Source organism: Pseudomonas sp. GOM7 (genome assembly GCF_026723825.1).
Taxonomy (GTDB): Bacteria; Pseudomonadota; Gammaproteobacteria; order Pseudomonadales; family Pseudomonadaceae; genus Aquipseudomonas.
On sequence record NZ_CP113519.1, the window covers coordinates 2,548,222 to 2,563,341 of the forward strand.

The 15,120-nt window shown below is 63.3% G+C and carries 11 protein-coding genes; 7 read left to right on the plus strand and 4 right to left on the minus strand.

The annotated features are described in order from the left end of the window. Nucleotides 1-6: 6 nt before the first annotated feature. The 3 genes from OU800_RS11595 to tssB all read right to left on the minus strand — a co-directional run bounded on the left by OU800_RS11595 (nt 7) and on the right by tssB (nt 2,647). Nucleotides 7-504 (minus strand): Hcp family type VI secretion system effector, encoded by a 498-nt coding sequence (locus OU800_RS11595; protein ID WP_268183951.1) that lies wholly within the window; start codon nt 502-504, stop codon nt 7-9. A gap of 83 nt (nt 505-587) precedes the next feature. Continuing rightward, on the minus strand, nt 588-2,066 hold the full coding sequence (gene tssC / locus OU800_RS11600) for a type VI secretion system contractile sheath large subunit (protein ID WP_268183953.1): 1,479 nt from the start codon (nt 2,064-2,066) through the stop codon (nt 588-590). Nucleotides 2,067-2,095: 29 nt separating this feature from the next. Beyond that, complete coding sequence (gene tssB, locus OU800_RS11605; protein ID WP_268183954.1) at nt 2,096-2,647, minus strand: type VI secretion system contractile sheath small subunit; 552 nt, start codon at nt 2,645-2,647, stop codon at nt 2,096-2,098. A gap of 206 nt (nt 2,648-2,853) precedes the next feature. Here tssB and OU800_RS11610 point away from each other — a divergent pair, with 206 nt between their 5' ends. From OU800_RS11610 to tssA, 5 genes are read left to right on the plus strand one after another with little or no spacing between them, the layout of a single operon-like run. Continuing rightward, on the plus strand, nt 2,854-3,327 hold the full coding sequence (locus OU800_RS11610; RefSeq protein WP_268183957.1) for a type VI secretion protein: 474 nt from the start codon (nt 2,854-2,856) through the stop codon (nt 3,325-3,327). A gap of 46 nt (nt 3,328-3,373) precedes the next feature. Continuing rightward, nucleotides 3,374-4,699, plus strand: a complete 1,326-nt coding sequence (gene tssK, locus OU800_RS11615) for a type VI secretion system baseplate subunit TssK (protein ID WP_268183959.1) — start codon at nt 3,374-3,376, stop codon at nt 4,697-4,699. 26 nt (nt 4,700-4,725) lie between these two features. Further along, nucleotides 4,726-5,496: a DotU family type IV/VI secretion system protein gene (locus OU800_RS11620; RefSeq protein ID WP_268183961.1), complete on the plus strand. Its 771-nt coding sequence runs from the start codon at nt 4,726-4,728 to the stop codon at nt 5,494-5,496. After that, nucleotides 5,493-9,305, plus strand: a complete 3,813-nt coding sequence (locus OU800_RS11625) for a type VI secretion system protein (RefSeq protein ID WP_268183962.1) — start codon at nt 5,493-5,495, stop codon at nt 9,303-9,305. The genes OU800_RS11620 and OU800_RS11625 overlap by 4 nt, the downstream gene beginning before the upstream one ends. Beyond that, entirely contained in the window at nt 9,302-10,363 is a 1,062-nt protein-coding gene (gene tssA / locus OU800_RS11630; RefSeq protein WP_268183964.1) for a type VI secretion system protein TssA, read from the plus strand. Before OU800_RS11625 ends, tssA begins: the two co-directional genes overlap by 4 nt. A gap of 489 nt (nt 10,364-10,852) precedes the next feature. Here the strand turns inward: tssA and OU800_RS11635 are convergent, their stop codons facing one another. Continuing rightward, nucleotides 10,853-11,827: an IS110 family transposase gene (locus tag OU800_RS11635; protein WP_268179870.1), complete on the minus strand. Its 975-nt coding sequence runs from the start codon at nt 11,825-11,827 to the stop codon at nt 10,853-10,855. Nucleotides 11,828-12,763: 936 nt separating this feature from the next. Between OU800_RS11635 and OU800_RS11640 the strand changes: the two genes are divergently transcribed. Beyond that, the gene (locus OU800_RS11640; RefSeq protein ID WP_268183965.1) at nt 12,764-14,125 is read left to right on the plus strand and encodes a UDP-glucose dehydrogenase family protein; all 1,362 of its coding nucleotides are present in this window, start codon (nt 12,764-12,766) and stop codon (nt 14,123-14,125) included. Between the two features lie 108 nt (nt 14,126-14,233). After that, nucleotides 14,234-15,073, plus strand: coding sequence for a UTP--glucose-1-phosphate uridylyltransferase GalU (gene galU, locus OU800_RS11645; RefSeq protein WP_268183966.1), 840 nt, complete (start codon nt 14,234-14,236; stop codon nt 15,071-15,073). Nucleotides 15,074-15,120 lie beyond the last annotated feature (47 nt).

The window sequence follows — 15,120 nt, forward strand, 5'->3', positions numbered from 1 at the left end:
TTTTCCTTACTTGACGAGTTTGTTGGCGGCCAGATCCCAGGTGGAAGCCGCGGTGCCTTCCTTGGTGCCATCGTCCTTCTGCGCGGTGAGCTCCCATTTGATCTTGGTGAAGTTCAGCGACAGGGTTTCCACCGGCTTGCCACCCGCACCACCGCTGACGCTGACGTTGGAGAGCACCACGTTGTCGAGGGTGTAGATGATGAACGGCAGCAGCTTGCCGTCGCCCTCGGCAGCGTTGCGGCCAATGGTGATGGTGGCCTTGGTGATGGGCTTGCCGGCGCAGCAGTATTCGTTGAGTGAGGGGGTAGAGGTGTCGACGAACTTGGTGACGGTGAACTCACCGATGTGCGGCTTGCCGGAGGTGCGCTCCGAGTTGCTGACGTCGTTGGTGACCTGCATCGCCACGTTGTGGCTGTAGGACATCAGTTCGATCTTGTCGGTGTAGCCCTCGAGCAGACTGTCGCCTTTGATATCGTCGCCGAGGTCGAGAATGATGGCATCCATCGCGGATAACTCCTGGGTCTGGAAACGGGGTGAGTCATGATTGGGAGAGGCCCCCGTCGAACGTGCCGACGGGGAGCGTCAGATCAAGCGGCCACCGGCGGCGGCAGGCTGGCCACCAGGCGGATCGAGGCAGTCAGTTCTTCCAACTGGAAGTGTGGGCGCAGGAACACCGTGGCGCGGTAGACGCCCGGCTTGCCGGCGACTTCCGAGACGTCCACGCGGGCTTCGCGCAGCGGGTACTGGGCCTTGATCTCCTGCGGCGCGTTGTCGTTGATCAGCACGTAGTCCGCGATCCAGTTGTTGAGGTAGGTCTGCACGTTGTCGCGGGTCATGAAGCTGCCCACCTTGTCGCGCATGATCACCTTGAGGTAGTGGGCGAAGCGCGAGGCCGCCAGCACGTAGGGCAGCATGGCCGAGATGCGCGCGTTGGCGTTGGCTTCGTTGGTGTTGTAGAGCTTGGCCTTGTTGGTGGTCTGGCCGCCGAAGAACACGGCCATGTCGGTGTTCTTCTTGTGGCACAGGGAGATGAAGCCGAGGTCGTTGAGCTCCTTCTCGCGGCGGTCGGTGATCGCCACCTCGGTCGGGCACTTGAGCGACAGGTCGCCGGACAGGGTGCGGAAGGTGTGCGCCGGCAGGCCTTCCACCGCGCCACCGCCTTCGGCACCACGGATCGCCGCGCACCAGCCGTATTTGGCGAAGGCCGTGGTGATGCGAATGGCCATCAGCCAGGCGGCGTTGCCCCAGAGATACTTGGAGTGGTCGGTGCCGTTGACGTCCTCGACGTAGTCCATGCCTTCCACCGGTTTGGTGTCCGGGCCGTAGGGCAGGCGCAGGAGGAAGTTCGGCAGCACCAGGGAGACGTAGCGCGAGTCTTCGCTCTCACGGAAGCTGCGCCACTTGATCAGCTCCAGGCTCTCGAAGATCTTGCTCAGGTCGCGCGGCACGGCCAGCTCGGTAAAGCTGTTCATGTCGAACAGTTTGGGGCTGGCGGCGGCGATGAAGGGGGCGTGGGCCGCAGCGGCAACGTTGGAGAGTTTCTCCAGCAACGCGACATCCTGTGGGTGGCGGCCGAAGTTGTAGTCGCCTACCAGCAGGCTGAAGGGATGGCCGCCGAAGGTGCCGTATTCCTCTTCGTAGATCTTCTTGAACAGCGCGCTCTGGTCGAATTCGACGGCTTTTTCCAGGTCGTTCTGCAGCTCCTTCTGGGTGACGTTGAGCAGGCGCAGCTTCAGACGGGTGCTGGTCTCGGTCTGATCCACCAGCATGTGCAGGCCGCGCCAGGAAGCTTCCAGCTTCTGCAGGTCGGGGTGGTGCAGCACCTCGTTGAGCTGGTCGCTGATCAGCTTGTCGATCTGGCTGATGCGGTCGTTGATCATGGCCACGGTGTCCTTGTCGATGGCCATGCCTTCGTCGAGCACCTGGGTGGCGAATTCCGCGAGCATGTCGCGGGCGTAGTCCTGCTGGCTCTCGTCATGAGCCATGCGGCCCTCGGCGATGATGCGGTCGAGCAGGGTCAGGGTCTGGGTCGTGCTCTCGCTGGATGCACCGGCTTCTGTTGCCATTTCGCTATCTCCGGAAATTCAGGAAGGGATCAGGCCTGGGGTTCGGCCGGTGCTTCGCCGTCATCGGCGGCTGCGGCTGGCGCTTCGTCTTCGGGGCGCGCCGACTTGATCTCCTGCAGCCCTTCGGTGTTGCTCACCACCTCCTGCAGCAACTGGTCGAGATCGTCGTTGCCATCCAGCTTGGTGAGCAGGTCGCGCAGGCGCTGGCGGGCTTCGTAGAGACGCCGCAGCGGGGTGATCTGCTTGACGATGTTGACCGGGTCGAAGTCGTCGAAGTGACGGAAGCGCAGCTCGACGTTGAGCTTGCTGCCGTCGCCGCTGATGGTGTTTTCCACCTGCAGGGTGCTGCGCGGTTCGATGGACGCCAGCACCTCGTTGAAGTTGTCGCGGTCGATTTCCGTGAAGCGACGCTCCAGCAGCTTGGGCAGGGGGTTTTCCGGCTTGCCGGAAAGGTCGGCGAGGATGCCGACCACGAGGGGCAGTTCCTTCTTCTCGATGGCGTTGCCGATCTCGACGTCGTAGGTGATCTGAACGCGGGGCGGACGGATGCGATCCAGTTTGTGTTGCGTACTTTCGGCCATGTCGGTTGAGCTCCGGGACGTTACCTGGAGCGCATGCAGCGGACGGATTCCGTGCTCGCACTCCCTTGCTGGATCACGGCTGGACAGTCTGACCGGGTGGCAACCCTGTCCCTGGCGATCCTTTCAGGTTCATCTACACGACGAACTTTCATAGACGCTAGAACAGGTCTATAAATTTGCAAATGCAAAATCTACGGTGGACTTTCATGACACAGGGACGTTCGATCCTGCGCTGTATTTCCCTCTTTTCGCTCATGAGCCTGACACTCATCGGCTGTTCTTTTTTCGGTGGCGAGAAGGTCAAGCTCGACAGTCTGGTGCTGGACGTGGCCGAAGGCGCCAATGACGACACACCTATCGCCGTGGACTTCGTGCTGGTCACCGACCCCGACCTGTTCAAGCTGCTGTCCGCGGTCAATGCCCGACAGTGGTTCAGCGAGCGCGAGCAGTACCGACGCGACTACCGTCAGCAGTTTTCAATCTGGAGCCTGGAGCTGGTGCCAGGGCAGTTTCGCGAGGTACGCGACTTCCCCTTCGATGGGCAGGAGGCGGCTGGACTTTTGGTATTCGCCGGCTATAACACTCCAGGCGCGCATCGTTTGCGCCTGAACGAGCCAGGCCGGGTGTGGCTGCGTTTCGATAGCAGGGAAATGCGTCTTCTGAGCGAACGAAGCCGTTGAAAACACCTGCAGTGCCAGACCAACAGCGGATGTCGAGGGGAGCGGTATGAAGGTTTTGCCGGACGCAGTCTGCTGGCACGAGGGCATGCAGTTGCTGCCGCAACACTTCCAGTTGCAGGCGCTACGCGCCGAGGTGTTGGCGGCTCATTTCGCCCAGGCGGGCAACCCCTGGTTCTGGGGCGTGAGCCAACTGGAGATCGACCCTGCCGCGCTCAGCGCAGGCCTGGTACGCATCCAGGCCCTGGAAGCCATATTGCCCGATGGCCTGCCGGTGAGCCTGCAGCCTGGCAGTGGCACGACCCTCGAACTGGATGTCGGCCCTGCCGCAGCAGCAGCGGCCAATGCCCAGGTGACCCTCTACCTGGCGGTCAATCCGCTCGGCCGCAGCGGCCAGGTGTTGCCGCTGCAGGGGCGCCTGCAATCGGTGGTAGGCGATGCGGTGCCGGATCTGGCCAGTGGCGAATACCCTGAACCCATACTGGTCTGGCGGCCGCACCTGCGCCTGGTGACCGAGAGCGAACGGGTCGATTCGGTCTGCCTGCCGCTGTTGCGCGTGGCCAAGGAAGCCGGTGGTTTCGTCCGCCAGCCATATGCCCCACCTGCGCCTCAGGTGCTGCCGCAATCCCTGCTTGGGCAGGCGGTCGCGGAGCTATGCGCCCGTGGCCGTGAAAAGTGCCAGTTTCTCGCCGGCCGTTTGCGCCAGGCCGAACAGGCCGGTAACGCCGATGACATCGAGGAGCTGCGGCGGCAACTGGCCGCGCTCTGGGCGCGGCTGCCCGAGGTGGAGGCCGCGCTGAATTCGCGCGTGGCCAGCCCGCAGACGCTGCATGGCTTGCTCGCCGGCATGGCCGGCACCTGGTGTGCGCTCGACGCGGCCAGCGGCGTTCCTCCCTTCGCCCCCCTGGATTACCTGGAACTCAAGCGCGGTTTCGACGAGGTCATCCAGTGGCTGCATCAGGCACTGGACAAGGTGCGGGTGGGCTATCGCTGCCTGCCGTTCGAGGCCATTGCCCAAGGTTTCGCCATTCGCTTGCCCGATACCCAGGCGCGTCGGCAGCGTCTGGTGGTTGGTCTGCGCATGCCGGCCGGTACCGGGCAGCAGGATGCGCAGGACTGGTTGAGCCATGCCGTTATCGCTTCCGAACCCCATGTCACCACCCTCAGCCGGCAACGCATGAACGGCCTGCCTTATCAGCCGATGAGCCGTAGCGAGCAAGTGGCCTATGGCCTGGGTGACGACACCCACCTGTTCGTGATCCAGGCGGCCGGCGAGTGGTTCGACCCCGAATTGCCGCTGTGCCTGGTGGGCTCCGCTCAGGCCGTGCAAGTCAGCCCCTGGCAGGTGGTGCTGTTCACCACCAACCCCGATTGAGTCTCTCCCCAGCCAAGGATGCGTAGATGTCTGCCAGGCCTATCAACCTGTATTCCCCCACATTCGGTGACGCGCCGTTGAGCCTGGCCTTCCGCCAGGCCTGGCTGGCCTGGTGCGACGCCCGGGAGGCCTTGACGGAAAGCACCCTGGGCGACGGCCAGTTGGTCGAGCGTATGGCGGAACTCGCAACGCGTACGGTGCGCCACCTGTGGCGCGATGCCTTCGCCAGCGTTGGCGCCTCTTCGCCGGATCAGGTCAAGGCCATGGTCTATGCCTTCGTCGCCTTGCTCGACGAACGCTTGCTGTTCGACGATTGGCAAGGCCGCATCGCCTGGCAGGCGCGCCCGCTGGAGGCCCGCCTGTATGGATCGCGCAGCGCCGGGGAGCGCGTGCCGAGGGCCATCGATCGACTGCTCAAGCTGCGTGCCCCGGCCACCCGTGACCTGGCCAACGTCTACCTGCAATGCCTGATGCTGGGATTCTATGGCGCCTTGCGCAGCGAGCGCGGGCGGGCCACCCATGCACGCTGGCTGCAGGCGCTGTTCACCTTCGCCTGGCAACGCGAGCCGAACATGAGTGGCGTCAGTGCCAGCCTGGCACGGCCAACGCGCACGCCGCCGCTGCGCCTGCCGTTGCGGCGCGCACTGCCGGATGGGCTGCGCCTGACCTTGGCCATCGCCGGCATGGCACTGCTGCTGACCGCCGTCGGGCATCTGATGTGGCGTGACATCCGTGCGGAACTGGAACCGGCGCTGTACTTGTTCAATGAGCAACAGGCCGAGAGCAGCACGCAATGAGTACCTTGACCATCGTGCTGTACGTACTCGGCGCCTTGCTCCTGCTGGCGCTTCTGGTCGTGGCGTTCTGGTGGTTGCGCACGCAATCGGGCACGGCCATCCGCAGCTTCTATGCCGCGGTGCGCAAGATGGAGCACGATCAGGGCATCGAGTCGCGCTACCAGACGCCCTGGCTGATGCTGCTGGGTGACCCCCGTGAGGGCAGCCAGCTCTGTGCCGATTGGCAGTTGACCCCGGTCGGGCGCGCGTCCTGGTTCGGCCGCTGGTGGGCCGACCCGGACGGCGCCGTGCTGGTGGTGCCGCAGGCCTTGTTCCTGCCGCAGGACAATGGCACGGCACCGACCTTCGTCTGGCGCAGGCTGCTGGGCATCCTGCAGCGCCTGCGTGGCCAGCGTCCGCTGGATGGCATCGTCTGGGTGATCCCGCTGGCGCAACTGCAGAACGAGGAGCTGCGTGCGGCGGACGTGCTGGTGATGCGCCGGCGCTTCACCGAACTGCTGCAACGCCTGGGCCTGAGCCTGCCGGTGCACGTGCTGATCAGTGGTCTTGAGGCGCTGCCCGGTTTTCAGGAACTGCTGGCCGTGCTGCCGGAGGAAAGCCGTGAGCAGACGCTGGGCTGGTCATCGCCTTACAGCCTCGACGCCAGTTGGCAGAGCTACTGGCTCGACGATGCTGGCGACCAACTGATCCAGGCCGTGCAGGCCGCCATCATGGAAGCGGCCGCTCTGAAGGGTGAAGTGGCCGAGGAGCTGTACCGCCTACCGGATCAACTGGCGGCGCTCAAGGACGATCTGCGCCTGTTGCTGGAGCCGGTTTTCCAGGGCAATGCCCAGGGCGAGGCGCCGCGTCTGCGAGGTATCTACCTCACCGCTGCCCAGGCCAGCGCTGCACAGGACGATGCCTTGAGCAGCGATGAACGCGCGCCAGCGCAGGGGGTATTCACCCAGCAGCTTTGGCAGCGCCGCCTGCTGGCCGAGCAGGGGCTCGCCCAGGCTGTGCCACGCATCCTCAACCTGCGCCGACGCTGGCAGAAGACGGTAGCCGGCATTGCCGGCGTCATCGGGCTTTGCTGGGCCGTGGCGATGCTCTGGATCTGGCAGCAAGGCGTGACCGATGCGCGCGTGCTGAGCCGCCTGCTGCAGGAAACCCATGGCAACCATCAGAGCATGAGCCAGACCTCGCCGGAGCGTAACCAGGCCTATGCACGGCAGAACGTCCAGGGGTTCTGGAACCTGCTGCAGCAGGCGCCACGCTGGCATTACGCGTCCCTGGTCTACCCCACGTCCTGGGGCACGGCACTGGACGATCAGCTCGATCTGCTGCTGAGGAACATGGCGCAGCGGTCGGTGGTTGCGCCGTTGCGGCAACTGCAGTTCGATGAACTGACCAGACTCCAGGCCATCCGTATCAGCGAACGTCGTACCGACGTGCAGGGCGCCGTACCCGATCAATGGCCGAGTTACGTCAAGGCACGCAGCCTGGCCGAGGGCGTGATCAACCTGGAACGACAGAACAAGCTGCTCAGGGAACTGCTGTCAGGCCAGCAGGGCGTGGTGGAGCCGATGGCGCAACTGGGCAACGACGCGCTGGGGCTGAACCTGGATCCCACCAGCCTGAACAAGCGCGCCTTCTATGACAGAACCCTGCGCGGCCTGGGCGTGCCGCGCCTGGCGCCCCCCGATCTGGAGGCCCAGCGCAAGGCACTGGCCAACCAGTTCCAGACGCTGATGAGGTTCTGGCTCACCCAGTATTTTCTTGCCGACAACTTCGTGCGGCCCGCCGGCTACCTCAAACGCTACCTGAACGACATGGAGTACGGTCGCGATGTGTCCTTGCAGCGCCTCGAGGAAATCAATGCCTACATCGGTCACCTCGAGGATCTGATCATCCTCACCAACTCCGCCTGGAGTCACGGCAGCAACGAGGATCTGACGCCGGGCTACCGCGACCTCATGAACAGCGTGCAGCAAAGCAGCGTATTCGGCCCGGCCGTGGTCAGTGCCCTGGACGACGAGGCCAAGCAGCTACGCCAGGATTTCCAGACGCAATGGATAGCCGGCTCCGCCAGCCAGGGCAGCCTGCTGCAACGCCAGGCGGGTGGCAGCCTGATGCTGCAGGAGCCAATCAGCAAGCTGTCGCGCAGCATCGATGACCTGCTCAAGCGTGACTTCGCCGTCGTCGCCCTGCGCGACCCCGATGCGCTGCTCAGGCCGCGTGCGCCGAGCCTGCCCAGCGAGCAACGCATGGCCCAGGCCCTGGCCTATCAGCAAAGCTATCGCGACTACGTGGATCAGGAACTGCCGCAGATCGCCCCCGACTATCGCACCGGCATGCTCAAGGTGGCCGGCGACACGGTGGCGCTGGCCATGTGGTCGGCGCTCTATCCTTCGGCGCGCCCCTCTGCCACGAGCACGGCGTACAGCAGCGCTTTCGGCGAGCAGGCCAGCCAGGTGATCCAGGGGTTCAAGGAACTGGGGCGTGGCGACCTGGCCGGTACGCTGCAAACGCAACTGACCTTGCAGGCCATGGCCAATGTCGACAAGGCGCTGGAGGTTATCGATGCGCTGGCGTTGTTCACCCAGCGCTACGATATTGCCGACTGGAATGGCGACCCCAACCTCGGGCTGCTGCTCTATCGCTCCAGTGACGTGCAGGATCTCAAGACCTTCCTGGCCGGTCAGTTCACCACGGTCAGCGCCAGCAGTGAGGCCGTCCTGCCCGAACTGAACTGGCTGCGTGCCCAGCCTGATCTGCCTCTGACCATGCAGAGCAAGGTTGCCCGATTGAGCGCGATGCACGATGAAGTGCTCAAGTACAAGGCGCAGAACCCCACCAGCGCACCGGCGCTGTTCGAGCAACTGGTCACCCGTGATCTGGTGGAGATGAACCTGGCCAATTGTGCCCAGGTGCTGACCACCGCCACCTTGCCCCAGGGCGCTGGTGACCTCGCTCAATACACCCGCTCCTTGAACGAGCAGGCCTACCGTCGCTGCCATCAGTTGCAGGTGCAGGATGCCGCCGAAGCCTGGCGGGCGCTGGCCGATTATTTCAACCAGTACCTGGCCGGGCGCTTTCCCTTCTCCTATAGCCTCGACAGCGCTGACGCCGATCCGGCGCGGGTGCGGCATCTGTTGGAGTTGATCGACACCCATCTGCCGACGGCCGAGAAGGGGCTGAGCCTGGCCAGCCCGGGCAACCGCCTGGCTGCCGAAGACTTCATCGCACGCATGAAACAGGCCCGTGTCTGGCTGGGCCCCTTGCTGATACGCGACCAGGCCGGCGTGCTGGGCATCGAACTGGACGTACGCTGGCGCACGGATCGGGAGCAGGAACAGGGTGCCGATCAGGTGATCACCTGGTCGTTGCACAGTGGTAACCAGCAGATCGCTCACCCAGGGGAGGCCGGGCAGCGCCTGCGCTGGAACCTGGGCGAGCCGCTGCAACTGGTGCTGCGCTGGGCGCGAGGCAGCCAGCAGCGCCCGGTCAGCGACCCCATGCAGCCGAGCATGGCCGTCAACGAACTGGAAGCCGGCTGGGAGTATCGCGGCCCCTGGGCCTTGCTGCGCCTGCTGCGTACTCATGTCATGCCGCCACTGCTGCCCAACGTGGACTACACCGACTTCCCCCTGACCCTGCAGGTGCCGGTGCATGGCATCTGGGACGCCACGCCGCAGGCGCAGATGTTCATGCGCGTATCCATGCTCAGCCAGGGCAGCAAGCTGCCGCTGGCCATTCCCCCTCTGCCGGTGAGCGCGCCCGGCATGCCCTTTGGCGAGCCCGTCATGGCCAACAACGAGCCGTTGCAATGACCACCATCGATATCACTCAATTGCTGGAGCCGATCCCCGGTGACGCCCCCTGCGGGCCCAGCCTGCGCCACGACCCGGCCTGGGATCGCCTGAAAGAGCTACGCCGCGAAGACGATGCCAGTCTGCCCGCGGGCGTCTGGCAGGCCGAGCTCAAACGGGGTGACTGGGCGGCGCTGGAACATCTGGCCGGCGAGCTGCTGCGCGAGCGCAGCAAGGATCTGATGATCGCGGCCTGGCTGGGGGAAGCCTGGCTGCATCGCTATGGCCTGCATGGCATCGCATCGGCACTGCAGCTTCTCGTCGAGTTGTGCGAGCGCTACCCCGATGAGCTGCACCCGCAGGCGGAGGAGGGCGATCGCTCCTGGCGCGTGCCCCCGCTGGAATGGATGGTGCGCCGTTACAGCCAGCTACTTCTGACCCAGGTGGCGGTGTTCGGTGGGGACAACGAGGAGGTGGCGCAGCTAACCCTGCACCAGTGGAAGTCTCTGCAGGCGCGTCAGGTTCAGGCCAGCGACAGCAAGCAGGACAAGGTCGCGGCGGAAAGCGCCAGGCTGGAACAGCGCAAGTACCTGGAGGCCATACGCCAGCTACCCGGCGAGCCGTTGCGCGGCAGGTTGCAGGTGCTCGATGACGGGCTCGTCGCGCTGCAACGTTTCGAGGCCTGGAGCGATGCCTGGCTCGCCGAGCAGGCGCCCAGCTTCGCGCCCTTGCGTCAGGTGCTAGAAGACATTCGTCATCTCGTGCAGGAGTTCGCCCCGATGAGCAGCGATACACCGACCATCTCGCCCGTGCCGGTCGAGGCCGCCCCGGCTGGCGCACCGCAGCAGGCCGCAGCGCCGTTACCCGGCGCAGTGCCGGGCAGCCGCGAGGAGGCCTACCGGCAATTGAGCCTGATCGCTGACTATCTGGCCCGCAGCGAACCGCACAGCCCGGTGCCCTATGTCATCCGCCGGGTGGTGGAGTGGGGCCAGCAACCCTTGAGCGAGCTGCTGGAGGAACTGCTTAGTAGCGATGCGGAATCGCGGCGTGTTTGGAAGTTGCTGGGGGTGTTGAAGTAAGGCGCCGTCAGCGACGCCATGCTGTTTGCTGACAGCGGACTGGCAAGGTTGTGTGTTGTTTGGTGTTCTGGACGCCGCTACGGTGTGTTCAGATAGTCCGGGTTTCGCCCCCTCGGGCGACTCACTTTTCTTTGAACTCGGATTGCCGCCCAGCGCAAAGAAAAGTAAGCAAAAGAAACGCACCCCCGCCATCCGGAACTAGGCGTCCCCGTCATGCTTCGCTCTACTCCCCTCACTCCGGCACCGCTCCGGGGTCGGCGTACATGGGCCATCCCTGGCCCATTACGCGGGGCCGCCATCGGTATCTCGCGGCATCCATGCCGCTTGCCCCCTGCGCAGTGCCTACGTTCGGCCTCCTGAAGGGGGAGTTAGCGCGCCTGAACGTACATCGGTTCCGGGTATACCCGGCGTGCTCTGGTAGCTGTGGAGCCGCGATTTGGCTGTCGAATTAAACCAAAACTTTCATTCGCGTAGATACCGTCTTACCCGTCATCTCGCAATGGCTAGCTGCGGGTCAAAGGGTTTGCCGGATTTGAGTACGCCGTAAGCGATGCAAAGCAGCTTGCGCATGGCCGCGCAGACGATCTGTTTGCCGGCCTTGCCTCGTGCCTTTAGCCGCTTGGCCATCGCTCGGATCGCGGCGTTGTGGGTCAGGGAGACTACTGCTGGCAGGTAAAGCCCTGCACGTAACACTGAAGAGCCCATCCGCGATATGCGCACATGCCCTTTGTGCTTCCCCGAGTCCTGCAGCTTAGGGTTCAAACCTGCAAAAGCCGTAACATCGCGACTGTCACCGAAACGTTGCATGTCGCCCAGCTCTGCCAGCAGCAACGTAGCGGTTCTGTCGGCAATGCCATCGATGCTTTTAAGCAAGTCGCGCTGGCCTCGTAGGTCATCGTTGTCATCGAAGTGCTGCTTGATCGCTTTCAGCGTCTCAGCGATCTGCTGGCGAATATGCTCAAGTACCGACCGAATCGACGCAGCGACTTTGACATCGCTGGTCACGTCCAGACGGTTCTGTTCCATGCGCTCCAACTCCTGAAGATCCTTCAGACGATGATTCAGGGCTTTGAGGCGCTTGATCTCCGGTTGCTCGGGCTTCCAGGCACGCAACTTATGCTGATGCAGATGGCCATAATCGGCAATCAGCTTGGCGTCCACCTTGTCGGTCTTCACGCGCTGCAACTGGCTGCGGGCATAAAGCGCAATCTGCGTCGGATTCAATACGCAGATCTTATAGTCATGCTCGTACAACCATTCAGCCAGCGCTTCGTGATAGATGCCGGTCGCCTCCATCACGATCCAAGCCTGCGGTTCAGCATGCTTGCCCAACCATTGCAGCAGAACTTTAAAGCCCTTCGGGTCGTTGCTCAGCTTGGCCTTGGTGCGATGCTTGCCATTGGCCTGAAGGGTCGCGATGTCGAAGGTGTGCTTGGCGATGTCGATACCCACAACTGTGCTCATCTCCTCCTCCTTTGGGTAGCTGATCGTCACTGCATCCGTCCAACCTTGTTTATGCGAGCTCGAGGCTCTGGATACCGTTCGGACTTACTGGATGAGTGCGGAGGAGCGCAGCGCAATCTACGTTACAGGCTCAAGGCTTCAGGGCGTACTCGGCTTGCAACTCCTCCCCCGATGATCAGTCGGGAACCATAGCCTCACTGAAAGGCTTTGGTCGAGATACAAGGGCGTACTCGCGAAGCAGTACGCCGTTGGTGGGAGTATTGAACGTAGGTTGTGGTGCCGAACTGGGCATGGCCCGGCGGACTGTTCGCTGGCGCTCCTGAGTCCGCCCTACGGCTGCTCCATGTTTAAACACTCCGTGCTACTTCTGGGTTACCTCGGGTTCAGGCGCGTGCAGAGCCCGCCCAGGAGGGTGAGCGGAATCGTCGTGGAAGAGGTTGAGCGACATGGATGTCGCGACGACTGCATGGATGCAGGAGGTAGAGCGACGCAGGATGCCAAAGCCGAGAGCCACGATGGCCGGGGCTGCCTAGGTAGGGATGGCCCACCGCGGCGGGCCTCTGGAGCGGCGATGGAGCGAACGAACCCTGGCGAAGCCAGGGCCGGATGATCGGGCGGAGGGTTTGGTTACTTTGCCCGCAAAGTGACTCGCCCAGGAGGGCGAAACGGGAGACATCAGCAGAACGCCGATAAGCAGCTTCGGTAGCCGCAAATAACCGCGCACTCACACAAACTTGCCACTCCGATAGCAAGCAAATAGCCCCATAAAAACCTGGCATCAGGTTTTAACGAAAGCCTCTGGTCTCAAATACTGAGCGAGCAGCATCTCCGTCAGCAGCGAGGCCCGTGCATCGCTGTCATACGGCATTCACCTAATCGCCATATCCCTGCCACCGCGTTTCGTTGCAATCACAGCGAAAACGGGGAGGAATGCTCATGCGAATCTGTGTGATCGGTGCAGGATATGTCGGTTTGGTCAGCGCGGCCTGCTTCGCTGAAATGGGCAATCGGGTGGTGTGCGTGGAGCGTGATCCGCTACGGGTGGCACGTCTGAGCAAGGGCGAGGTGCCCATTTACGAGCCCGGGCTCGAACCCATTCTCAAGGCGCAGACCAATAGTGGTCAGCTGAGTTTCACCACGCAACTGGCCGCCGGCATTCGCCAGGCGGAGATCATCTTCATCGCAGTCGGCACGCCCAGTGGCGAAGACGGTTCCGCCGACCTCAGCCATGTGCTCGCCGTGGCCGACGAGCTGGGCGAGCAGCTCGAGCACCCTTGCCTGGTGGTAGACAAGTCCACCGTGCCGGTCGGCACCGGCGAGCAGGTGGCGCGGCGCATCAACGCCGGCTTGGCCAGGCGGCAGCAGTGCGCGCGGGTGGTAGTGGCGAGCAACCCGGAGTTTCTCAAGGAAGGCTCGGCGGTCGAGGACTTCATGCGCCCTGACCGGGTCATCGTCGGCTGCGACGAAGAACGCGGCCGGGAAGTGCTACGCCGCCTTTACTCGCCGTTCCTGCGCAACCATGATCGCCTGCTGTGCATGAGCCTGCGCGCTGCGGAGTTCAGCAAGTACGCGGCCAACGCCTTTCTCGCCACCAAGATTTCCTTCATCAACGAAATGGCCGGCATCTGCGCGCGCCTGGGGGTGGACATCGAAGACGTGCGCCGTGGCATCGGCAGCGACAAGCGTATCGGCACCCACTTCATCTATGCCGGCTGCGGTTATGGTGGCTCGTGCTTTCCCAAGGACGTGCGCGCGTTGATCCGCACCGCCGAGCATGAGGGCATTGAACCTGGCATTCTGCGCGCGGTCGAAGCCCGCAATGCGTTGCAGAAAACGCTGTTGTTCCAGGCCATTCGCGAACATTTCAACGGCCACTTGCAAGGCCGTGTCGTGGCGCTGTGGGGGTTGTCGTTCAAACCGGGTACCGATGATCTGCGTGAAGCGCCGAGCCTGGTGCTGCTCGATGCTCTGCTCAATGCCGGGGCACGGGTGCAGGCTTGCGATCCTGCAGCCCTGGCCGGTGTGGCTCGGCGTTATGCGCAGGCCATCGAGAGCGGCCAACTGGCGCTGAGCGAGTCGCCTTACGTGGCCTGCCAGGGCGCAGATGCCCTGGTGCTGGTCACCGAGTGGAAGCAGTATCGCCAGCCTGACTTCGCTCGTATTCGCGGGGCCATGCGCATGCCGGTGCTGTTCGACGGGCGTAACATCTACGACTCGACGCAACTGGTGGAACAGGGTTTTCTGTACCGCGGTATCGGTAGGCCAGCAGCCGGGAGTTGTAAGGCTAGCGCGGCTTGATAGACTAAGGGCCGTTCACGATCCAGGATCCAGGCCCGCCGTTGCGGGCCCGATCATTCGTGAGCAAGGTCTACAGCGCGCAATCCACTCATCCCCATTGGGAGTCCCATGATCAAGAAATGCCTGTTCCCCGCTGCCGGTTACGGCACCCGCTTCCTGCCTGCGACCAAGGCAATGCCCAAGGAAATGTTGCCGGTGGTGAACAAGCCACTGATCCAGTACGGGGTTGAAGAAGCGCTCGAGGCCGGTCTCGACCAGATCTCCATCGTCACCGGGCGCGGCAAGCGTGCGCTGGAAGACCACTTCGACGTGAGCTACGAGCTGGAGCACCAGATCAAGGGCACCGACAAGGAGAAGTACCTGGTCGGCATCCGTCGTCTGATCGACGAGTGCAGCTTCTCCTACACCCGTCAGGTCGAGATGAAGGGCCTGGGCCACGCCATCCTCTGTGGCCAGCCGCTGATCGGCGACGAGCCGTTCGCCGTGGTACTGGCCGATGACCTGTGCCTGAACCTCGAAGGTGACAGCGTGCTGGCGCAGATGGTCAAGCTGTACAACCAGTTCCGTTGCTCCATCGTCGCGATTCAGGAAGTACCCAAGGACGAAACCTACAAGTACGGCGTGATCGACGGCGAGATGATCCGCGACGATATCTACCGCGTCAGCAACATGGTGGAAAAACCCAAGCCCGAAGACGCGCCGTCGAACCTGGCGATCATCGGCCGCTATATTCTCACCCCGGATATCTTCGACCTGATTCGCAGCACCCCGCCGGGCAAGGGTGGCGAAATCCAGATCACCGACGCCCTGATGCGCCAGGCCCAGCAAGGCTGCGTGATGGCGTATAAATTCAAGGGCCAGCGTTTCGATTGCGGTAGCGCCGAAGGTTACATCGACGCCACCAACTTCTGCTTCGAGCACCTGTACAAGACCGGCAAGGCGTTCTGATACGCCCTCAGGTCGACGAAACGCCACCCTCGGGTGGCGTTTTGCAT